Here is a 19,859-nt window from a genome sequence, read left to right as displayed (position 1 = left end):
TTTTGCTTAAAGCCGTTTCAATCATAAAGTGACTAAAAAGCTATTTATAAAATTTTTATACGTTCCAGTCTTATTTTTTTTGAATGGTCCGTTTTTGTCATTATGTATTTTTTATCAGAATAAAACATTACGCCTTTTCAGTACTTTATTTTTAACAAATAAATAAAAATTAGAAAATTACACCGAATAAAATAATTTACTATTTATAAAATTTACCGCCAAATGCGGAGTTTGTAATATTTAATTAAATATTACAATGATACAAAATTTCTTTCACATCTTTCAAACTTTTTGCATTTCTATTCACAACTATGGCATCTAAAATTTCTAAATTAATTAAAATTTTTTAATATACATTTTAAAAACTATAATTTTTAATCTCTTTCACTTTTACAGTTTTAACAATCTTAAATTGCACTTCATTTTTAAGTCGTTGCTTTGATTTTTAACTAATCAGCAAATTTCAACTATGATTTATTTTTTTACTTAAAAGCAGTGAACTAAAATTATCTATTGAGGATTTAAAAAATATAAAAAGGTAGTTTCCGCATATATTTGCGGAAATTGTATTAAATTACTTTCGTAGTTCTTTAATTTTTGCAGCTTTACCGCGACGATCACGTAGATAGAATAATTTTGAGCGTCTAACATTGCCTTTTCTTAAAACCTCAATATTTTCCAAACTTTCACTATAAATTGGGAAAATTCTCTCTACACCAATGCCATTTGCACCGATTTTTCTAACGATAAAAGTTTCACCAACGCCGCTACCGCGTCTTGCAATACAAATTCCTTCAAAATTTTGAATTCTGGTTTTTTCACCTTCTTTTATACGAATAGCAAGTTTTAAAGTATCGCCGGCACGAAAATCAGGGACATTTTTATTTGAAATTTGAGCATTTTCAAAAGCTTCTATATATTTATTTCTCATTTTTTTCCTTTTTTGGCGATGACTTTACGGAACATATCTGGGCGGAAGAATCTTGTTTTCGAGTTCGCCATTTGATTTTTTAAAACTTGTATTTTATTATGATTTCCCTTTAAAAACTCTGAATTTATTGATAAATTTTCAAAAATATCAGGTTTAGTAAATTCAGGTGCTTCCAAAAGTAAATTTTCAAAACTTTCCTCGTCAAGTGATTTTTCATTTCCAAGCACGCCTTTTATATTGCGTGCTATTGCATCCGTAAAGCACATAGCTGCAAGTTCGCCGCCTGTTAAAATAAAATCTCCCAAGCAAAAAACTTCATTTACATATTTTTCCACAATGCGCTCGTCAATACCTTCATATCTTCCACAGATAAAACATAAATTTTTATATTTAGAAAGCCTTTTTGCGTCATTTTGCGTAAATTTTTTAGCAGCAGGTGTCGGGAAAATAAATCTTACTTCATTAAAATTTTCCAGCACGGCTTTTATTGTTTCAGCTAAAGGTTCAGTATTTATTAAAAGTCCTGCACCTCCGCCTATCATATAGCTATCTACTTTTTTATATTTATTTGCTGTAAAATCGCGCGGATTAAAAAAATATATTTTTATCTTTTCGTTTTTTAATGCACGACCTAAAATTGAATCATCAAAGTATGGACGAATTAAATTTTCAAAAAGTGTAATAAATATAAAATTCACGAATTTTGCAAAATTTCAAAACCGAAACGACTGAAAATTTTGCCCTCTTCAATAGAAATTTTATCTATAAAATGATCGGTATATGGCAAATAAAATATTTTAGGAAAACCTTTTTTAATTAATTTTTCATCGGTCGCAATCTCAAATACAAAATTTCCGGCCTCAAAAATATCAGCTACTTTGCCTAATTTTTCTTCATTTTCAAATACTTCCAACCCTAAAATTTCAAAATAGAAAAATTCATCTTTTCCAAGTTTACAGGTTTTTTTAGTAATTTCTTTGCTTTGATATAAAATTTTATTTGTCAATTTAGCGGCGCATTCAATATTTTCATAGTTTTTAAATACGGCAACGAAATTTGTTTTATTAAAACTTAAAATTTCTAAAATTTCCCCATCCGTTAAATAAAATTTTGCACCTTTTTTGAATTGTGAAGGAAAATCACTTCTATTATGAAGCTTTATTGCACCTTTTAGGCCAATCGTTTTACCTAAAAGTGCAACCTCAAGCATATCGTCTTTAAGCATCAGCTGCTTTAACTGTAATTTTGTAAGTAACCGGATCTTTGGCTTTATATCCGATTATCACAGTTTTGATTGCATTTATCATTCTGCCGTTTTTACCTATCAGTTTGCCGGTATCAAATTTATCCGCAAAAATCACAATTTCCGTATGATCGCTATTTTTAATAAGTTCTGTTCGCACTTTTTCAGGATGATCTGCAATCAGCATTGCATATTGTTTTAAAAAATCTTCAACCATAACTATTTACTTGTAATTTTTGCTACTCTATCGCTTACTTTTGCTCCGACTTTTTTCCAATATGCAAGACGGTCAGCATCAAATTTAAGTTCTTCTTCCATTCTTGGATTATAATATCCGATGGTTTCTATAAATCCACTATCTCGTCTTTTTCTGCTGTCTGTAACGACAATGCGATAAAATGGACTTTTTTTACGTCCTATTCTTGTTAGTCTAACGACTGTTGCCATATTTTTCTCCTTAAAATTTTTGGTTTTAAAATACTCACCATAATGAGCATTTTAAAACTCCCTATCTTGGGAAGTTTTGTTTATGAAGCATTGCTGAGAGATTTTGCATTCCGCCTTTTCCACTAAATCTTTTTGCAATTTTGCTTGCATTTAAAAATTGCTTCAAAAATTTATTAACCTCAACTTGCGAAAGTCCGGCGCCACTTGCAATTCTTCTTTTTCTAGCATTATTTAAAAGGTTCGGATCTTCACGCTCATCCGGAGTCATAGAATTTATCATTGCTTTTATGTGAATTATTTCTTTTGAATTTTCAAGATCCATATCTTTTATTTGATTAGCGATTCCATTCATTCCAGGAATCATGCCGATAAGATTTTTCATGTTGCCAAGTTTTTTAACACTTTCAAGTTGATTTATAAAATCATTAAAATTAAAATTTCCTTTGCGAATTTTTTTACCGATTTTTTTTACATCTTTTTCATCAAAAACAGCACTGGTTTTTTCGACTAAAGTAGCCAAATCGCCTTCGCCCATTATTCGGCTGACTATACGCTCAGGTATAAAACCTTCAAAATCTGCAATCTTTTCACCGGTACCGATAAATCTAAGCGGAATATTTAATTGTTTAGCTATACCGAGAGCCACTCCGCCTTTTGTATCAGCATCAAATTTTGATAAGATTACGCCTGAAATTCCAAGCTTTTCGTTAAAATTTGCAGCACTTCTGACACCATCCTGTCCGCTCATAGCATCAGCTACATAAAAAATTTCATCAGGATTGCTGATTTTTTTAATTTCTTTCAGCTCATCCATAAGCTCTTCGTCAATAGCAAGCCTTCCAGCAGTATCTATTAAAAGCACATCATAAAGACCTTTTTTCGCTTTTAAGATAGCTTCTTTTGCTACTTTTTTAGGATTTTTTTCATTTTCTATATAAAAAAGTTCAATTTCATTTGCTTCACAAAGTTGACGAAGTTGCTCTACAGCAGCTAATCTTTGTAAATCACAAGCTGCTATTAATACCTTTTTTTTGCGAAGTTTTAAATAATTTGCAAGTTTAACTGTAGTTGTAGTCTTTCCGCTACCTTGAAGTCCAGCCATAAGTACTACTGTAGGATTTTGAGATGCAAACACAAAACCTTGATTCCCAGGAGCTGTAAGGACTGTGGTGAGATTATTTTTTATTGAATCCAAAAATTGTTTTTGACCAACCACGCCGGATTTCATATCGTTTTCTACTAATGTTAAAAAATCTTTTGTTACTTTATGATGTACATCCGCTTTTAAAAGTGCTTTTTTAAGAGTATTGAGTGCATTTTTTAAAGCTTTTTCGTCATCAATCATACGAAGTTTATTTACAGCAGCTCTAAAAGATTCGCTAATAGTTTCAAACAATTTTTGTCCTTATAAATTTTAGTAAATGGCAATTTTAGCTAAATTTTCTTAAAAATAGATTTAAATTTTGTAAAATTTTATTACTTGCATTTTGCTTTAGCAAAATTATTATTTTTAATAGTATTTTTTTTAAAATCAATATTTTCTAATTAAAAAATTTAAATTATCTTTTAAATAAACAACCGCGAATGAATTAATCGCGGCTGTAAATTTTAAAAAAGTCCGAATTTACCATCTTTACGTTTATAAATTACGCGCATTTTCGCATCGATATCATTAAAAACTAAAAATTGATCACTACTTGATTTAAGTTTTTCAAGCGCTTCATCTATTTCAAGCGGTTTATAAAGTTCCAATTCGGTCGGAATAATTTCATCGACCTCAATAGATTCAACCGCTTCATTATTTTTTAAAATTTCATCAAGTGCATTTTGTTTTTTATCATCTTTGTTTTTGTGAGTTGTATTTTTATCATGTGTTCGGCGCAAAATTTTGCTTGCACGATTAGTTATACTGTCAATAGCAGCGTAAAGATCTTTATCTTTGTGTCTAATTACAATTGTATCTTTTTTAGCAAGATTTATTAGAAAATCAACAATAAAACCTTTTTTGCCATTTCGTTCATCAGCTGAAATAACACAACGACCTGAAATTATATCAAGTCCGTATTTATTTAAATTTTCAAATGCACTTTCTACATAGTTTTTGATACTATCTGTTAGTTCAAATTGTTTTCCTGTTATGCTTAAATTCATTGTTTCTCCTTTATCATGGGATTTGTAATGTTCTACGAGAAAATTTTATAGGTGCGGAACCTATATTTCCTACAGAAGCTACATGAACATCTATTATGGAAGCGAATTTATCATTATCTGTTAATGTGGTATGACTGATAACATTTTTATCGCAAGGCAATGCACTGTTTAAATAATAAATTTGCACTTTTACATTAAATATAGGACTTTTACTTGGGTAATTTAAATTAATTTCTTTTACGCTGTCAGGGCAACCTTTATTATAATCGTTTTGTTGAATGTTCATTATAGCATACTCTGTAGCACTTCTTGCTAAAAGTTCCGCTTGTTGATTCAACAAAATATTAGGTGCTTCTCTAGCGCTCATAGTCGCAATAGAAAGCGAAGTCAAAGCTATTGTTGAAATCAATATTATAAAAAATATTGCCGCTATTAAACTAAATCCTTTTTTCATCATTCCACCACCTGTGATTTGCATACTATAAAATCAAGTTTTTCAGCATCAAAATTTCTATTATTATCTCTCATACAAAGTTTGACTGCAACCGAATTGTTGTCATATGTAAATCTAAACATAGTAACATTTTTGGCAAGTATTACACTGTTACCTTTTATATAATTCTCATTTTCCCAAGGTTGAAAATTATAGTACAACAATAAATTATAAGTATTGCTTTTTATCTTCTTGCCTCCATCTACACTGACACTGACATTTGCAGCATTATTATCTAGAACAGGTACAATGGCATAAGCGGTATGAACTAAAAAGTATCTATTTTTGTTTCTAGATGCTAATCCGCTAATTTGCATTGTGTCATTACCTGTAATGCTTACTGTTCCTATATTTGTATGATTATATGTTTTATGATCATATCCGAAAGAGTTTGCATCTACTTCAGCATCATTAAAAATAATTCCAAAACTCTTAGTGCCGGCATTAAGTGAATTTAATATACTCTCTGCATTTTTTAAACTGCTGCCCGGACTTTGTATCACAAAATCACCTGACGGCACAATCATTTTTATATCGAAGCCGCTCCATCCTAATAAACCTTTATTAGCAGAACCGATATATTGAGTTTCCGTGCTTTTGCCTATCCATTCAAGCACATCGTGTTCTTCCTGTACTTGATCTAAATAAACAAAATCTCCGTCAGGGTGTTCTCCATTATCTGTCGCTCTACCTATAACAGTTTTTTTTACTCTATCTCTAAGAAGAGATGTAATGATATTGAGCGTTCTTTCAGTTTCGCCTTCCAAATCGCTTGTAGCTCTATTATTTGTGTATGAATTATAAATCTTTACATATAAATCAGCTCCAAACATAGAAATGATAGATAACAAAACTATAACAAAAATAAGTTCTATAAGTGTAAAAGCTTTTTTCATTATTCGCACCGCCTATTTATCAGTAAAACCGATATTAAAAGCATAATATCTTATTTTTACATAGTTGTTAGGATCGTTTTGATCCACAGCCGTAACGGTTATTTTTTTAATATTTGTGCTATCTCCTACACAATTTTCATCAAAAGGATTTGCTACGTAGCAAATTTGAGAATAAACTCTGGTATGCAATATAAAATCTCCTCTTGATGTGTTGTCTGTTACAGTATTGTCAAATTCCCAATACAACTTATCAAAATCATTCATATTGGTTATTGTGTTATTATTATATTTTTCAAACTTCACATTTTTTTTAACCGGATCAAATTCTACTATACCATCCAACTTACTTGCATTATTGTCTACAGGTGCTGCGACATTGTGTCTTATAGAATAATTAACACTTCCTATACTTTTATTTGTTACTTCGCATATGTCTGCTGAAGTATCCCATGGAAATTTAACAATCTGTGACATTACAGTTTTAGCATTTAGCGCAAGCTCCTGCTTTAAAGCAAAAGTATTAAGTTCTGCCGTTTGAGCAATCATATTCGGTATCGCCATTGTAGCAATCGCTAAAATAACAATGGTTAAAATAAGCTCAATCATCGTAAAAGCTTTTCTCATTACCGTTTCCTTAGTTTTAAAATTTTATCTAAACTTTTTAGATAACTTTGCTATTATACTATTTTTTAACTGAAATTTAAAATTTTGTGCTATTTTTAGAACAGCTTGCTTCAACAGCGTCCATAAAAGCAGCTCTTACTTTAAATTTTTCAAGCTCGAAAATCCCTTTAATCGTAGTTCCGCAAGGAGAACAAACCTGCTCTTTTAAGAGTGCCGGATGAAAATTTTCCAAAAGTTTTGCCGAACTTTCAAAAACTTTATTTACCAAATTTTGAGAAATTTCTTTTTTAAGTCCTTCTTTTACGCCGCCATTAGCAAGAGCTTCCGCTACAAGCGCCAAATATGCAGGAACGCAACCTGAAAGCACGCCTGCCGCGTTTAAATCATTTTCATTTTCAAGCCTGACGCAACCGCCGAAACTTCCTAAAATTTCATCAATTCGCAAATCATTGGAATCTGAAAAATAAGGTGTTGTTGAAGAGCCGTATTTAGCAGCGATATTCGGCATACAAACAACACTTATATCAGATTTTAAAATTTTTAAATCATTTAAAGTTATTCCAGCCATTACGCTTATTAAAATTTCAGCTTTTCCGCTTAAAATTTTACTCATTTGACTAAGAGCATAAGGCTTAAAAGCTAAAATTATAATTTTGCCGCTTATATCATATTTTTCTCCGTAAATTTCGCATTTAAAACCGGCTTTGCGTAAAGATGAAAGTTTTTCTGAATTTCTGCCGACAATTATTATTTCATATTTATTTTTCATTCCATATGCCATAGCGCTCGCCATTGCGCCGTTTCCAAGTATATAAATTTTCATAAATCCCCCAAAATTTTTAGAATATTTTAGCGATTTCATAATAAAATAACAAATTTTGTAGTTGTTTATTAAATTAAATATTATAAAATCAAAGATTAAAAAATTAAAAACAAGGAAAAATTATGAAAAAATTTCTTATTTTTGCAGTTTTTATTGCCATTATAAGCGGATGCAGCGCAAAAAAAGGCGATGAAATTTACAATCTTGCTCCACAAGCATGGTTTAATCTGATTATAAAAGATATAAAAGATTCAAATCTGAAAGCCGCCGATGAGCATTATGTTTCATTTTCAAGCGAACATATCGGCTCTCCTTTACTTGAAAGTATGACTTTAATACTGGCTCAAGCTCACACGATGGAAGAAGATTATACGCTAGCAAATACCTATCTTGACGAATATATAAGAAGATACGGCACGGATGATAAAATTCAATATGCTAAATTTCTAAAAATAAAGTCGAATTTCGACTCATTCAACAAACCGAACAGAAATCAAAAATTGGTTCAAATCTCAATAGTGGAAATTCAAAATTTTTTAATGCAATATCCTGATACAAAATACAAACCGCTTTTGGAAACTATGCTTATAAAATTTCGTTTAGCTGAGAATGAGTTAAATAAAAGTATTAAAAATTTATATGAAAAAACAGGAAGAGATGAATCAGCTCAAATTTACAAAGAAAGAATCGGAACTTCACCGGTAGCCGGAACCGATACAATAAAGCCGGAATCTCCATGGTACCGCGTGATTTTTGAATAAGGACATTAAATGAGCGAAGTACACGAAAAGTTACCTATTATTGTATTTGACGATGAAATTTTATATCCGTTTATGATTATTCCGCTTTTTTTGGAAGACGAAAGTAACATAAAATCGGCGAATTTAGCCGCACAAAACAATTCAATGGTTTTACTTACGGTAAATAAACCGGATTTCAGCGGTAGCAGAAATTTCGACAGCTTTTATGATATCGGCATAATCGGAAATATAATGAGAAAAGTTTCCATGCCTGATGGTAAAATCAAAATTTTATTTCAAGGCTTGGCAAAAGCTCGTATTACAAAAAGAATTTCAAACGAACCGCTTTTAGCCGACATTGAAATTTTTGAAGAAGAAATTCCTGCTCCAAAACGTATAGAAGCGCTAAGCAGTGTATTAAAAGAAAAAATAAAAATTCTCGCAAACAGCTCAAATATTTTTTCTTCCGATGCATTAAAAGCAATTGAAGAAAACGACGATTTAAGCAGAGTAAGCGATTTTATATTAAGCACGATAAAAATAAAAAAAGAGCTTGCTTTTAAGTTTTTCACTGAAAAAAATTTAGAAAAAAAAGTTTTGAATTTAATCGATCTGATTAACGGTGAAATAGAAATAAATCGCCTTGAAAAAGATATAAAAAGTAAAGTTCACAGCAAAATAGATAAAAACAATAAAGAATATTTTTTAAAAGAGCAGTTAAAAGAAATCCAACGAGAGCTTGGTAATGAAAACGACCGTGAAAACGAAATCAAAGAATATCGTGAAAAATTTGAAAAGAAAAAGCAATTTTTAAGTGAAGACGGTAAAAAAGAGATTAAAAAACAAATTGATAAATTTTCAAGACTTCATCCTGATTCCGCCGATGCAAGCGTAGTGCAAAGCTACTTGGATTGGGTTTTGGAAATTCCGTTTGAAATCGTTTCAAAAGAAAAATTATCTATCAAACAGGTAAGTCATCAGTTAAACAAGGATCATTACGCACTAACAAAGCCAAAAGAGCGAATAGAAGAGTATTTTGCCATAAGAGAGCTGCTTGAAAAACGAGACATAAACGACAAAAAAAACAACGGCGCAATTTTATGTTTTTATGGACCTCCAGGAGTCGGTAAAACAAGTCTTGCAAATTCTATCGCCACAGCGCTAAAACGCAAACTTGTCCGCATTGCTCTTGGAGGACTTGAAGATGTTAATGAATTAAGAGGCCATAGAAGAACATATGTAGGAGCAATGCCTGGAAGAGTGGTTCAAGGACTTATAAATGCAAAACAGATGAATCCGGTTATCGTTTTTGATGAGATTGATAAAATTGCAAACTCTTATAAAGGCGATCCTACGGCTGTTCTACTTGAAATTTTAGATCCTGAGCAAAATCACGCTTTCAGAGATTATTACGTAAATTTTGATATCGATCTTAGTGAAGTAATTTTTATAGCAACAGCAAACGATATTTCACAAATTCCGGCGCCGTTGCGTGATAGAATGGAATTTATAGCATTAAATTCTTATACACCGCAAGAGAAATTTCAAATCGCTAAAAATTATCTTTTGCCTCAAGAACTTGAAAAACACGGCTTAAAAAATACTGAAATTTCAATAACTAAAACGGCTTTAAAAAAGCTCATTGAAGAATATACAAGAGAAAGCGGAGTAAGAAATTTAAGACGTCTGATTGCTTCAATTTTTAGAAAAAGCGCAATTAAAATTTTAAAAAATGAAACACAAAAAGTAAATATTACACTTAAAAATTTGGACGAATTCGTAGAAAAAAAAGTCTATGAAATAGATGAAGTTGAAAAAAAAGATCAAATAGGAATAGTAAACGGGCTGGCTTGGACAAGCGTTGGCGGCGATGTATTAAAGATAGAATGCATAAAAATAAAAGGTAAAGGAAATTTAAAGCTCACCGGCCAACTTGGCGATGTGATGAAAGAAAGTGTAGTAATCGCATTTAGTGTAATTAAAACCTTAATAGACGACAAAAAAATAAAAATACCCGCTGAAATTTGTCAAAAAGATGAAAAAGGTGAATATTTACAAGTTTATAATTGCTACGATTTGCATTTGCATGTCCCTGAAGGTGCGGTTCCAAAAGACGGTCCAAGTGCCGGAATAACAATGAGCGTGGCAATAGCTTCTATTTTAAGCGAGAAAAAAGTTCGCGCTGACATTGCAATGACAGGCGAAATCACATTAAGCGGTAAAGTTCTTGCAATCGGCGGTTTAAAAGAAAAACTTATCGCTGCGCATCGTGCAAAAATAAAAGAAGTGCTGATTCCGCGTAAAAATTTCGAACAGGATTTGACGGATTTGCCTGATGAAGTAAAAAAAGATATCACTCTTACCGCTGTAGATACAATAGATGATGTCCTTAAAAAGGCGCTTTTGTAAGCCGAAATTTCGGCTTACAATTTTCTTATAAATTTTAAAATTTAAAATAATTTTTATTTTAATAAAATTCGCTGCAAATCTTTAATCATATTTTTATAACTTGAAATTTTAAAAAAATTTTTAATTTTGCGATTAAAAAATTCATCTTTGTAATGTTTTAGCCATAAAGTATTTTTATCTTACGAGCCAAAAACGATTATCCGAGTTAGTAAATTTTTAAAATAAATTTTATTGAAATTTTAAAATATCCGTCCATTTTAAATTCCAAAATAAAAATAATTTTATTTTTTTTACACACAATTTATTTTTAAATTTTATAAAATTTCAAAGAAATACATTTACGCCTGTATAAATAAAAATTATAAAAACAGCAATTTGAACTTAGTAAAAAAGTTTGATTAAAAATCTTAGTGAAATTTTAAAATTTGCACTGAATGCAAGAAATGATGCTAATAACGCTCTAGGATTTGCCGTTTATTAAAAAATTTTTTAATAGATTTATTTCCTGATAAATTAAGTAAAGAGTATAATCTTAAAATATAGATAACAAATATTCTGCTAAAAACCGAATCTTTTAATTATATAAGCAAATATAAAATCGCCTGCTGCAACGGATAAAAATTTAAAATGCATTTTGTGTGAATTTACTTGCATTTTTTCTGCAAGCCCTCCATTGCCAATTGCTATAACTGATTGTTTTACCTGATAAGCCTTATCTTCACTTAAAAATTCAGTAATTCTATTTTTTTGGTAATCGTGTAAAATTTAATTACTTAGCCTTTTGATACTCTTTTTCAAGCGCTTTATAAATCTCTTTTTCACTCAAAATTCCTGCGTGCAAAATTTCGCTCATAACCACATTGTCTTCTTTTTCATTCCAAAATTTTTTATATTTTCCGCTTTTATAGCCATGGTCTTGACGAAATTTGTTTAGCACATTTTTGCCGATATATTTTTTATACAAAATATCTAGATTTACACCGCATTTAAGCGAAAGTCTAAAGTAATTCGTTAAAAGTTCGTGAATTTCAATCATAAAACCGCTTGTTTGATGTATCAAAATTTCAGCATCATTTATAATTTCATAAATGCTGTATTCATTTATATCATATGCCTCACCGCAAAAATCACCAAATCCGCTGATTGCGCTGATTTCAGTCGTCATTTTTGAAATATCTTTTTCAAATTTTTGATCTTCTAAAACCATACTCATCACAAAATGCCAAATATCGACAATTTCTATAGTTACATTTTCTGTATTTGTAGGTTCGGCTATATTTTTCCAGTGTTTCCACGCAAAGCTATCAATCAGTTCGGCACATTCCATATAAACACAACGTTTCCAGCTTATAATTTTGCCTTCTTTTGTATAACCATTTTCCCAGCCTATACCGTTTGTTTCGTCATTTAATCTCTTTTGCATTTCAAGCATTGTGTGAAGTTTATCTAAATTTTGCATTTATTTCCTTTTTTTGGCAGGATTATAACAAAAAATAGTAAAATATGAAATGGAAAATTTTGATAAATTCTTAAAAAAAATGAAGCTTCTTAGCATTTCGGTATGTGAAAATAATACACCTTACGCATTTAGTGCATTTTATGCTTACGATGAAAAAAGCAGATTTTTTGCTATTGCAAGTGACAGCAAAACGCGTCATATTCAAATTTCAATAAAAAATCCTAAAGTAAGCGGAACGGTAGCTCTTGATACAAGAATTATAGGAAAAATAAAAGGTGTGCAATTTAATGGAATTTTAAGTCCGGCGGATGAAACAGCGAAAAAAATTTACTTTAAAAAATTCCCGTTTGCATTGGCAATGAAACCGGAAATTTTCAAAATTCATATCGTTTGGCTGAAATTTACGGATAATTCCATTGGTTTTGGAAGAAAATTTTTATGGCAAAGATAAAAACTGAAATTTTAAAAATTTTCAAGCTTTATTTCATCGTTTTTAATTATGCAAATGCCTTTATTTAAAACATTTTGCGCAATTTCTTTTGCTTCGCTTAAACTGTGCATTTTATAGCTTCCGCATTGAAATTTATTAAGTTCAGGTATATCGTCCTGTGATGTAACTTTTAAAACATCTTTCATAGAATTTTCAAATGCTTTTATAACTTCCGTTTCGCTAGGTCTTCCGATTAAACTCATATAAAATCCTGTACGGCAACCCATAGGCGAAATATCGATTATTTCGACATCTTTGCTGTTTAAATGTTCGCGCATAAAACCTGCAAAAAGATGTTCTAACGTGTGTGTGCCTTTTTCGCTCATAATTTCGTGATTTGGGCGGCAAAATCTTAAATCAAAAACACTTATATTATCACCTTTTGGAGTTTGCATAACTTTTGCAAGACGAACCCCTGGAGCTTTCATCTTTGTATGATCTACTTTAAAACTATCTAAAAGAGGCATTTTTTATCCTTTCATTTTTAATGTATTTTACAAAATTTTAGTAAATTTATAAATTTCATAGTATTTATTTATTTTTAATAATATTTAGGTTATTATTTTCATAATATTTTTTTTGGAGAAATGTTATGAAATTTAAATTTTTCTTAGCGTGTGTATGTTCTTTAGTTTTTGCAAGTGCCTTAAATGCGCATTTTCAAATGGTTTTACCAAGCAGTTCAAGTGTAAGCGATGAAGCAAATGCAAACTTGAAAATAACATATAAATTTAATCATCCTTTTGAACAAAATTTAATGAGTATGAGCGATGGTGCAAAATTCGGCGTATTTTTTGACGGCAAAAAAAGTGACATAAAAGCCGATAAAAAAAGTGAAAATAATTTTACTTTTTATGAAGCAAATTATATTATAAACGAACCTGGCGTATATCAATTTTTTGTTGAGCCTGCACCTTATTTTGAACCTGCGGAAAATACTTTTATAAAACATATCACAAAAACAGTTGTAAATGCGTTCGGCGGTGGCGAAGGCTGGAATAAACCAATCGGCTTAAAAGCTGAAATTGTGCCGCTAACTCGCCCATACGGACTTTATAAAGGCAATAATTTCAGCGCGAAAGTTCTTTATAAAGGAAAACCTGCTAAAAATATTCCGGTAGAAGTCGAATACTATAACAAAAACGGCTTAAAAGCTCCTACTGACGACCACGTAACGCAAGAAGTTATGACAAATGAAAACGGTGAGTTCAGTTTTACAATGCCGCTTACAGGCTGGTGGGGTTTTGCCGCACTTATTGAAGACGATGAAACAATCAAAAAAGACGGAAAAGATTATCCTATCGAACTTGGCGGAGTTATTTGGATAGAAACGAAAGATTATATAAAATAAAATTTAGTGAAAATTTCTAAATTTTATTTTTGAAATTTCACCGCCATTATTTAAAATGGCGGTTTTTCTTAAAACTTGAAACTTGTTAATATTCATTAAAAACTCTTGATAAACAAAATATTTTGTCATGGTTTTAAAAAATATAAATTATTTAATAATCACTCTATAAAGCAAATTAAAAATTTAGTTTGTTTTATAGAGGAATTTTTCCTCGCACAACTACTCCAAAGCGCGGAGGCATAATATCCGCGCTATTTAAATTATGTATAACGAGACATTCAAACGAAATTGCAGTGAATTTTGCTACAATGCCGAAGTTAAAAAAGAAAGGACATAAATGCATATCAGTGAAGGCGTTTTAAGACCTGAAATTATTATCCCGGCTTGGGCTGTAACAGGTGTGGCGGTGAGCGTTTTATTATACAAATTAAAATCAGACGAAATTTCAAAAGTAGCGGCATTTTCAGCGATTTTTTTCGTAGCTAGTTTCATACATTTTCCACTTTTCGGCGTAACGTCGGTGCATCTGATTTTAAGCGGACTTATAGGAATTATGCTGGGGACAAATGCCTTTTTGGCGATATTTGTAGGACTATTTTTTCAAGGGCTTGTTTTTGGATTCGGCGGACTTAGTTCACTTGGCGTAAATACACTTATAATGGGATTTCCGGCAATTTTTATGAAGTTTATAGCTTTTAAAATTTCGCCACCGAAAGTAGGCTTTTTCTTAGCCGGATTTTTAGCTATTTTGATATCGGCATTTTTACTTGCTCTTACACTTTTTTTAAACGGAGAAGAACTTAAAGCGCTTGCATTTGCCGTATTTGCGATGAATATTCCATTAGCAGTAATTGAAGGATTTATCACACTTTTTGCAGTCAGTTTTATACTAAAAATAAAACCCGGAGTTTTAAAATGAGATTTTTTATAATTTTAGCCCTATTTTGCGGAATTTTAAATGCACACGGACTTTATATTTTTGCCAAACAAAACGGTGATGAAGTATTTGTAAAAAGCTATTTTTCAGCTAAATCACCTTGCCGAAATTGCGATGTAAAAATAGCCGGAAAAGATTATAAATTGGATGAAAAAGGCGAAATCAGCATTAAAATTCCAAGCGAGAATTTTGAAATAGTTGTAAATGGTGGAACCGGTCATCAAAAAAAGATAGAATTTAACGCTAAAAATTTTAACGCCCAAAATGCAAACGAGCAAAATACTACAAAAGAAAACAAACAGGATCTTGAAAAAGATTTTGAAAACTCGATTGATTTTAAGATGGAATTTTTAAAATTCGTCGCATCTATTTTATCGATTTTGCTAATTTTCGGCGTAATATATTTTGTCAAAAAAAAGAGATGATAAGCCCAAAATTAGCTTTTATCGCAACGATTTTTTACTCATTTTTCATAGCGCTTCAAAGCGAAATTTACGCCACGTTCTTTGCGCCTGTGATTTTTGTTTCTTTGATAAATTATAAACTGATTGCAAAAATTGCCGTTAAAATTTTATTTTTAAATATCTTTATAGCGTTAATAGCACTTAGTTTTTGGTATTTCGGACAAACAAAAATGGCGATTTTGGTTGCGCTTAGGGCAAATTTAATTATATTTTTTACTCTTTTACTGTTTTATAAATTTAATATTTTTGAAATTTGTTCCGGTATCGCGGAGATAAAATTTTGCGCTAAATTCGCATTTTTACTATTTTTCAGTGTAAAATTTATAGACGCTTTAAAAAAAGAATTCAAAAGAATTTTAAAAACTCTTAAAGCACGCTCATTTATCGCTAAAACCGATATTTTCTCACTTAAAACTTATGCAAATATCGTTGGAATTTTATTTATTTGCGCTATAAACCGCAGCGAAAATTTACAAAAAGCGCTGATTGTGCGAAATTTTAACGGAAATTTCAAAATCATTGGCAGCGCGCAAAAAATAAATTTTGCTGAAATTTTGCTTTTAATCACTATAATTTGTGTGTTTATAAAGAAAGGTCAAATTTTATGAGTTGTTCTGTGAGTCTTAAAAACGTAACTGCAAAAATAGGTGAACGGACATTGTTTGAAAATTTAAATTTAAGTATAGGACATAAAGAAAAAATCGCAATTATCGGCGCAAACGGCGTAGGAAAAACTACTTTACTGGAAATCATAGCAGGACTTAACGCGAATTTTGACGGCGATATCGAGCTTTTTCACGAAAATGTAAATGATCCTAAAATTTACAGCAAATACAGGCGCTTAGTCGGCTTTTTATTTCAAAACAGCGACGAGCAATTTATCTGCCCTAACGTATTTGATGATATTGCGTTCGGTCTGCTTGCAAGCGGCGTAAGTCAAAGCGAGGCAAAAAAGCGTGCAGAATTTATGCTGAATGAACTTGAAATTTCGCATTTAAAGGATAAAATCGTATATAATTTAAGCGGCGGCGAAAAAAAGCTGGTTGCGCTTGCAGGAGTTTTGGTAATGGAGCCGAAAATTTTGCTGTTTGATGAACCTACCGGCGGACTTGATGAAAATATGCAAAAAAGGCTCACAAAAATTTTACAAAAACTTGAAAAAAGTATAATCATAGTTTCGCATGACCGCGCATTTTTGGAGTGCGTAGTTACTAAATTCTACACACTTACACCAAACGGTCTTATATCTTAAATTTTAAAATCAACATAGAATTTTAATAAAAGTAAAAACAAAAAACTGTATAATACCTGCATTTCATTTTAAGGAGAAAAAGTATGAAAAAAATTTCAGCAATTATTGCCAGTTTGCTTATAGCAAGCACTTCTCTTGTAGCAAAAGAGTTTATTTCTATCGGCACAGGCGGTATGACAGGAACTTATTATCCGGTTGGTGGTGCAATTTGTCGTTTGGTAAATAAAAACGCAAACATGAAATGCTCGGTTCAATCGACAGGAGCTAGCGTATATAACGTAAATAACGTCTTAAAAGGCGAACTTAATTTCGGCTTCGTACAAAGCGACGTAGTATATGATAAATACAACGGAACAGGAAAATTTGAAGGCGCCGGAGATAAAGATTTACGCGCCGTTATTTCAATTTACCCTGAAATGCTTGCTTTTGTAGTTTCAAAAGAAAGCGGCATAAAATCTTACAATGACTTAAGCGGCAAAAAAATCAATGTCGGAAATCCAGGAAGTGGAAATGAAGTCACAGGTTTAATAGTTTTCGACGCTTATAAATTTAATGTTGAAAATTTGGCTCATAGAGGTGTATTAACCGCTCAAGAGTGTCCAATGGCTTTAAAAGATAAAAAAATTGACGGATATTTTTATGTTGTAGGTCATCCAACAGCAAATATTACAGATGCTTCAAATTCGATACCGATTGATTTAATAGGAATTGAAGACGCGCAAATTAACGAACTTTTAAAGAAATATCCTTATTTTTCAAAAGGCGTAATACCTGCAAATCTTTACAAAGGCGTAGATCACGATACTCAAACAATCGGTGTAAAAGCTGTTTTAGTAGCAACAAAAAATCAAAGCGACAGTTCAGTTAGAGCCGTAGTTAAGGCTATTTTAGATAATTTTGACGAATACAAAAAACTTCATCCGGCATTAAAATTAGTTACAAAAGAATCTCTTGTAGAAGGACTTTCAGCGCCACTTCATCCGGCTGCCGAAGCTGTTTTTAAAGAAGAAGGAATTTTAAAATAGGCTAATTATATGGAAAAAGCAAAAAAAGACGAGCAAGTTTTAGAAGTAAAAAGTCGTGAATTTGATTCACCAATTCTATTTTGGATAACGACTATCGTTTGTTTTTCATGGGCGGTTTTTCAGCTTTATATAGCTTATTTCCCTTTAAATACAACAATAGCACGTTCAATTCATTTAGCTTTTGCACTCGGAATTATTTTTTTACTTTTTCCGCTTAAAATTCACAAAAGCGCCAATTCGTTTATTCCATGGTATGATTGGATACTGGTTATTATAGGAGTTTTGGCTACGCTTTATCCTTTTATAGAATTTTATGATCTGGCAAATAGACCTGGAGACTATCTTGTTAGAGATATAGTAGTATCGTTAATTGCGATTTTTATTCTTTTTGAAGCCGGTAGAAGAATGATGGGGCCTGCACTTGGAATAATCGCATTTATATTTTTATTATATTGCTATTTTGGACAATATATGCCTGATATTATTGCTCACCAAGGAGCAAGTTTAAGCAAACTGGCAGGTCATATGTTTCTTACAACAGAGGGTATTTTCGGCGTCCCTTTAGGTGTTAGTGTAAGTTTTATATATTTATTCGTACTTTTCGGTTCACTTTTGGAAAGAGCCGGAGCAGGACAATACTTTATAAATGTTGCTTTTTCGCTTTTAGGAAGATTTCGCGGCGGTCCGGCAAAAGCTTCCGTAATCGCTAGCGGATTAACAGGAATGGTAAGCGGAAGTTCTACTGCAAACGTGGTAACTGTAGGAACTTTTACGATTCCGCTTATGAAAAAAGCAGGACTTACCAGCGTAAAAGCCGGCGCTGTGGAAGTTGCAGCAGGAGTAAATGGACAACTTATGCCGCCAATTATGGGAGCGGCAGCTTTTATAATCGCCGAATTTTTAGGAATGAGTTACACAAATATAATGATAGCAGCGGTTATTCCTGCTTTTGCGTGTTATGCAAGTCTATTTTTTATTGTACATTTAGAAAGTTGTAAATTAGGCTTAAAAAGCAGTCCTAAAAGTGAAATTTCAAAATTTAAAATTATTTTGAGCGGAATTCATTACATAATACCGATTCTGGTTTTGCTTTATATATTGTTAATCGCTAAAGAATCACCGATTTCTGCAGCATTTTATGCTATTAACACTATTTTTATAATTATGATAATTCAAGATCCGTTAAAAAAATTCATCATTCACGAAAAAATTACAAAAGCCGATTTTTTGCGAGGTTTTAGCGATATTTTTTGGGCTATGGTAGCAGCTTCTAAAAATATGGTCACAGTAGCTGTTGCAACAGCACTTGCAGGACTTATAATAGGTTCAATTTCATTAACAGGAATTGGTCAAGTTCTAGCCGATGTAGTAGAAAAGCTTGCAGGAAACAACATTTTATTGATTTTAGTTTTAACAGCTGTAATGAGCCTGATTTTAGGAATGGGGCTTCCAACAACAGCAAATTATATAGTAGTTTCAAGTTTGGTGGCACCGGTTATTTTAATGCTTGCAGGCAAAAATGATTTTATAATTCCTGCAATTGCCGTGCATTTATTTGTATTTTATTTTGGAATTTTAGCCGATGACACGCCGCCTGTTGGAATTGCGGCATACGCAGCAGCCGGAATTGCAAAAGCAAATCCTGTTACGGTCGGACTTCAAGGATTTTTTTATGATTTACGAACTACGATTTTACCATTTGCATTTTTCTTCAACAACAAATTGCTTTTAATCGAATCAGTAGGCAATCCGTATGATCCTTTGACAATCGTTTGGATAAGCGATCCTTTAACTATTTTACTTATTTTTTCAATGGCATTGATTGGAATTTTTGCATTTTCAAGCGCGCTGCAAGGTTGGCTTGTAACACGTTGCAATGTAATTGAACGTATTTTAATGCTTATAATCACACCTCTTTGCTTAGTTCCAAATATATGTGTAAAATATTTTGATTTTATAAACGATGAATGCACATCATACATTATAGGAACGACAATTTTTGCAATAATCTTTGCAAAACAATGGATAATCAGTTCAAAAAATCCGTCACTTAGAAGCGGAACACCAAAAGCGATATAAAATTTTATACCCCGAATTTCTTTAAATTTTAGAATAAGAAATTTT

General features: G+C 31.5%; 23 protein-coding genes and 1 pseudogene. 10 read left to right on the top strand and 14 right to left on the bottom strand.

Annotation, left to right across the window (positions count from 1 at the left end):
- Nucleotides 1-574 precede the first annotated feature (574 nt).
- The 11 genes and pseudogenes from rplS to CHAB381_RS02635 form a co-directional block, all read right to left on the bottom strand.
- Complete coding sequence (rplS, locus tag CHAB381_RS02685) at nt 575-931, bottom strand: 50S ribosomal protein L19 (protein ID WP_012108436.1); 357 nt, start codon at nt 929-931, stop codon at nt 575-577.
- Nucleotides 921-1,629, bottom strand: a pseudogene (gene trmD, locus CHAB381_RS02680) (tRNA (guanosine(37)-N1)-methyltransferase TrmD). The gene rplS and the pseudogene trmD overlap by 11 nt, the downstream one beginning before the upstream one ends.
- Nucleotides 1,626-2,156, bottom strand: a complete 531-nt coding sequence (gene rimM / locus CHAB381_RS02675; protein WP_012108434.1) for a ribosome maturation factor RimM — start codon at nt 2,154-2,156, stop codon at nt 1,626-1,628. The pseudogene trmD and the gene rimM overlap by 4 nt, the downstream one beginning before the upstream one ends.
- On the bottom strand, nt 2,149-2,391 hold the full coding sequence (locus tag CHAB381_RS02670) for a KH domain-containing protein (protein WP_012108433.1): 243 nt from the start codon (nt 2,389-2,391) through the stop codon (nt 2,149-2,151). The genes rimM and CHAB381_RS02670 overlap by 8 nt, the downstream gene beginning before the upstream one ends.
- 2 nt (nt 2,392-2,393) lie before the next feature.
- Nucleotides 2,394-2,621: a 30S ribosomal protein S16 gene (gene rpsP, locus CHAB381_RS02665; protein WP_012108432.1), complete on the bottom strand. Its 228-nt coding sequence runs from the start codon at nt 2,619-2,621 to the stop codon at nt 2,394-2,396.
- 61 nt (nt 2,622-2,682) lie between these two features.
- Nucleotides 2,683-4,017, bottom strand: a complete 1,335-nt coding sequence (gene ffh / locus CHAB381_RS02660; RefSeq protein WP_012108431.1) for a signal recognition particle protein — start codon at nt 4,015-4,017, stop codon at nt 2,683-2,685.
- Nucleotides 4,018-4,229: 212 nt separating this feature from the next.
- Nucleotides 4,230-4,772 carry a ribosome hibernation-promoting factor, HPF/YfiA family gene (gene hpf / locus CHAB381_RS02655; protein ID WP_012108430.1) on the bottom strand — a complete coding sequence of 181 codons (543 nt, stop codon included), beginning with the start codon at nt 4,770-4,772 and terminating at the stop codon, nt 4,230-4,232.
- A 13-nt stretch (nt 4,773-4,785) separates the two neighbouring features.
- Entirely contained in the window at nt 4,786-5,229 is a 444-nt protein-coding gene (locus CHAB381_RS08415) for a hypothetical protein (protein ID WP_012108429.1), read from the bottom strand.
- Nucleotides 5,226-6,161 (bottom strand): type II secretion system protein, encoded by a 936-nt coding sequence (locus tag CHAB381_RS02645; RefSeq protein ID WP_012108428.1) that lies wholly within the window; start codon nt 6,159-6,161, stop codon nt 5,226-5,228. Before CHAB381_RS02645 ends, CHAB381_RS08415 begins: the two co-directional genes overlap by 4 nt.
- Before the next feature lie 12 nt (nt 6,162-6,173).
- Nucleotides 6,174-6,785 carry a type II secretion system protein gene (locus CHAB381_RS08410; RefSeq protein ID WP_012108427.1) on the bottom strand — a complete coding sequence of 204 codons (612 nt, stop codon included), beginning with the start codon at nt 6,783-6,785 and terminating at the stop codon, nt 6,174-6,176.
- A 76-nt stretch (nt 6,786-6,861) separates the two neighbouring features.
- Complete coding sequence (locus CHAB381_RS02635; RefSeq protein ID WP_041570464.1) at nt 6,862-7,608, bottom strand: pyrroline-5-carboxylate reductase; 747 nt, start codon at nt 7,606-7,608, stop codon at nt 6,862-6,864.
- A 122-nt stretch (nt 7,609-7,730) separates the two neighbouring features.
- Between CHAB381_RS02635 and CHAB381_RS02630 the strand changes: the two genes are divergently transcribed.
- On the top strand, nt 7,731-8,369 hold the full coding sequence (locus tag CHAB381_RS02630) for an outer membrane protein assembly factor BamD (RefSeq protein ID WP_012108425.1): 639 nt from the start codon (nt 7,731-7,733) through the stop codon (nt 8,367-8,369).
- A gap of 9 nt (nt 8,370-8,378) precedes the next feature.
- Nucleotides 8,379-10,757 carry an endopeptidase La gene (gene lon / locus CHAB381_RS02625; RefSeq protein WP_012108424.1) on the top strand — a complete coding sequence of 793 codons (2,379 nt, stop codon included), beginning with the start codon at nt 8,379-8,381 and terminating at the stop codon, nt 10,755-10,757.
- Between the two features lie 558 nt (nt 10,758-11,315).
- Here the strand turns inward: lon and CHAB381_RS08615 are convergent.
- A complete protein-coding gene (locus tag CHAB381_RS08615; protein ID WP_232215079.1) occupies nt 11,316-11,495 on the bottom strand; it encodes an FtsW/RodA/SpoVE family cell cycle protein in 180 nt (59 codons plus the stop codon).
- Nucleotides 11,496-11,526: 31 nt separating this feature from the next.
- Nucleotides 11,527-12,216, bottom strand: a complete 690-nt coding sequence (gene dut / locus CHAB381_RS02620) for a dUTPase (protein ID WP_012108423.1) — start codon at nt 12,214-12,216, stop codon at nt 11,527-11,529.
- A gap of 49 nt (nt 12,217-12,265) precedes the next feature.
- Between dut and CHAB381_RS02615 the strand changes: the two genes are divergently transcribed.
- The gene (locus CHAB381_RS02615) at nt 12,266-12,667 is read left to right on the top strand and encodes a hypothetical protein (RefSeq protein WP_012108422.1); all 402 of its coding nucleotides are present in this window, start codon (nt 12,266-12,268) and stop codon (nt 12,665-12,667) included.
- Nucleotides 12,668-12,678: 11 nt separating this feature from the next.
- Here CHAB381_RS02615 and luxS read toward each other — a convergent pair whose 3' ends face one another.
- Entirely contained in the window at nt 12,679-13,173 is a 495-nt protein-coding gene (gene luxS, locus CHAB381_RS02610; protein ID WP_012108421.1) for an S-ribosylhomocysteine lyase, read from the bottom strand.
- A 125-nt stretch (nt 13,174-13,298) separates the two neighbouring features.
- Here luxS and CHAB381_RS02605 point away from each other — a divergent pair, with 125 nt between their 5' ends.
- The 7 genes from CHAB381_RS02605 (at nt 13,299) to CHAB381_RS02575 (ending at nt 19,814) form a co-directional block, all read left to right on the top strand.
- On the top strand, nt 13,299-14,057 hold the full coding sequence (locus CHAB381_RS02605; protein WP_012108420.1) for a DUF4198 domain-containing protein: 759 nt from the start codon (nt 13,299-13,301) through the stop codon (nt 14,055-14,057).
- A gap of 337 nt (nt 14,058-14,394) precedes the next feature.
- Nucleotides 14,395-14,976 carry a cobalt transporter CbiM gene (cbiM, locus tag CHAB381_RS02600; protein WP_012108418.1) on the top strand — a complete coding sequence of 194 codons (582 nt, stop codon included), beginning with the start codon at nt 14,395-14,397 and terminating at the stop codon, nt 14,974-14,976.
- Entirely contained in the window at nt 14,973-15,419 is a 447-nt protein-coding gene (locus tag CHAB381_RS02595) for a hypothetical protein (protein ID WP_012108417.1), read from the top strand. Before cbiM ends, CHAB381_RS02595 begins: the two co-directional genes overlap by 4 nt.
- The gene (locus tag CHAB381_RS02590; protein WP_012108416.1) at nt 15,416-16,066 is read left to right on the top strand and encodes an energy-coupling factor transporter transmembrane component T; all 651 of its coding nucleotides are present in this window, start codon (nt 15,416-15,418) and stop codon (nt 16,064-16,066) included. The genes CHAB381_RS02595 and CHAB381_RS02590 overlap by 4 nt, the downstream gene beginning before the upstream one ends.
- Entirely contained in the window at nt 16,063-16,710 is a 648-nt protein-coding gene (locus CHAB381_RS02585; protein WP_012108415.1) for an energy-coupling factor ABC transporter ATP-binding protein, read from the top strand. The genes CHAB381_RS02590 and CHAB381_RS02585 overlap by 4 nt, the downstream gene beginning before the upstream one ends.
- 83 nt (nt 16,711-16,793) lie before the next feature.
- Nucleotides 16,794-17,735 (top strand): TAXI family TRAP transporter solute-binding subunit, encoded by a 942-nt coding sequence (locus CHAB381_RS02580; RefSeq protein WP_012108414.1) that lies wholly within the window; start codon nt 16,794-16,796, stop codon nt 17,733-17,735.
- A 9-nt stretch (nt 17,736-17,744) separates the two neighbouring features.
- Nucleotides 17,745-19,814, top strand: coding sequence for a TRAP transporter permease (locus CHAB381_RS02575; RefSeq protein WP_012108413.1), 2,070 nt, complete (start codon nt 17,745-17,747; stop codon nt 19,812-19,814).
- Nucleotides 19,815-19,859 lie beyond the last annotated feature (45 nt).

It is taken from the genome of Campylobacter hominis ATCC BAA-381 (assembly GCF_000017585.1).
Taxonomy (GTDB): Bacteria; Campylobacterota; Campylobacteria; order Campylobacterales; family Campylobacteraceae; genus Campylobacter_B; species Campylobacter_B hominis.
The sequence above is the reverse complement of the archived record's forward strand: the minus strand, read 5'-3'. Positions and strand labels throughout refer to the sequence as shown.

Bases quoted from the DNA above. Each gene is read 5' to 3' on its own strand.
- rplS (WP_012108436.1), bottom strand. From the start codon at position 931: ATGAGAAATAAATATATAGAAGCTTTTGAAAATGCTCAAATTTCAAAT.
- rimM (WP_012108434.1), bottom strand. From the start codon at position 2,156: ATGCTTAAAGACGATATGCTTGAGGTTGCACTTTTAGGTAAAACGATT.
- CHAB381_RS02670 (WP_012108433.1), bottom strand. From the start codon at position 2,391: ATGGTTGAAGATTTTTTAAAACAATATGCAATGCTGATTGCAGATCAT.
- rpsP (WP_012108432.1), bottom strand. From the start codon at position 2,621: ATGGCAACAGTCGTTAGACTAACAAGAATAGGACGTAAAAAAAGTCCA.
- hpf (WP_012108430.1), bottom strand. From the start codon at position 4,772: ATGAATTTAAGCATAACAGGAAAACAATTTGAACTAACAGATAGTATC.
- CHAB381_RS08415 (WP_012108429.1), bottom strand. From the start codon at position 5,229: ATGATGAAAAAAGGATTTAGTTTAATAGCGGCAATATTTTTTATAATA.
- CHAB381_RS02645 (WP_012108428.1), bottom strand. From the start codon at position 6,161: ATGAAAAAAGCTTTTACACTTATAGAACTTATTTTTGTTATAGTTTTG.
- CHAB381_RS08410 (WP_012108427.1), bottom strand. From the start codon at position 6,785: ATGAGAAAAGCTTTTACGATGATTGAGCTTATTTTAACCATTGTTATT.
- CHAB381_RS02635 (WP_041570464.1), bottom strand. From the start codon at position 7,608: ATGAAAATTTATATACTTGGAAACGGCGCAATGGCGAGCGCTATGGCA.
- CHAB381_RS02630 (WP_012108425.1), top strand. From the start codon at position 7,731: ATGAAAAAATTTCTTATTTTTGCAGTTTTTATTGCCATTATAAGCGGA.
- lon (WP_012108424.1), top strand. From the start codon at position 8,379: ATGAGCGAAGTACACGAAAAGTTACCTATTATTGTATTTGACGATGAA.
- dut (WP_012108423.1), bottom strand. From the start codon at position 12,216: ATGCAAAATTTAGATAAACTTCACACAATGCTTGAAATGCAAAAGAGA.
- CHAB381_RS02615 (WP_012108422.1), top strand. From the start codon at position 12,266: ATGGAAAATTTTGATAAATTCTTAAAAAAAATGAAGCTTCTTAGCATT.
- luxS (WP_012108421.1), bottom strand. From the start codon at position 13,173: ATGCCTCTTTTAGATAGTTTTAAAGTAGATCATACAAAGATGAAAGCT.
- CHAB381_RS02605 (WP_012108420.1), top strand. From the start codon at position 13,299: ATGAAATTTAAATTTTTCTTAGCGTGTGTATGTTCTTTAGTTTTTGCA.
- cbiM (WP_012108418.1), top strand. From the start codon at position 14,395: ATGCATATCAGTGAAGGCGTTTTAAGACCTGAAATTATTATCCCGGCT.
- CHAB381_RS02595 (WP_012108417.1), top strand. From the start codon at position 14,973: ATGAGATTTTTTATAATTTTAGCCCTATTTTGCGGAATTTTAAATGCA.
- CHAB381_RS02590 (WP_012108416.1), top strand. From the start codon at position 15,416: ATGATAAGCCCAAAATTAGCTTTTATCGCAACGATTTTTTACTCATTT.
- CHAB381_RS02585 (WP_012108415.1), top strand. From the start codon at position 16,063: ATGAGTTGTTCTGTGAGTCTTAAAAACGTAACTGCAAAAATAGGTGAA.
- CHAB381_RS02580 (WP_012108414.1), top strand. From the start codon at position 16,794: ATGAAAAAAATTTCAGCAATTATTGCCAGTTTGCTTATAGCAAGCACT.
- CHAB381_RS02575 (WP_012108413.1), top strand. From the start codon at position 17,745: ATGGAAAAAGCAAAAAAAGACGAGCAAGTTTTAGAAGTAAAAAGTCGT.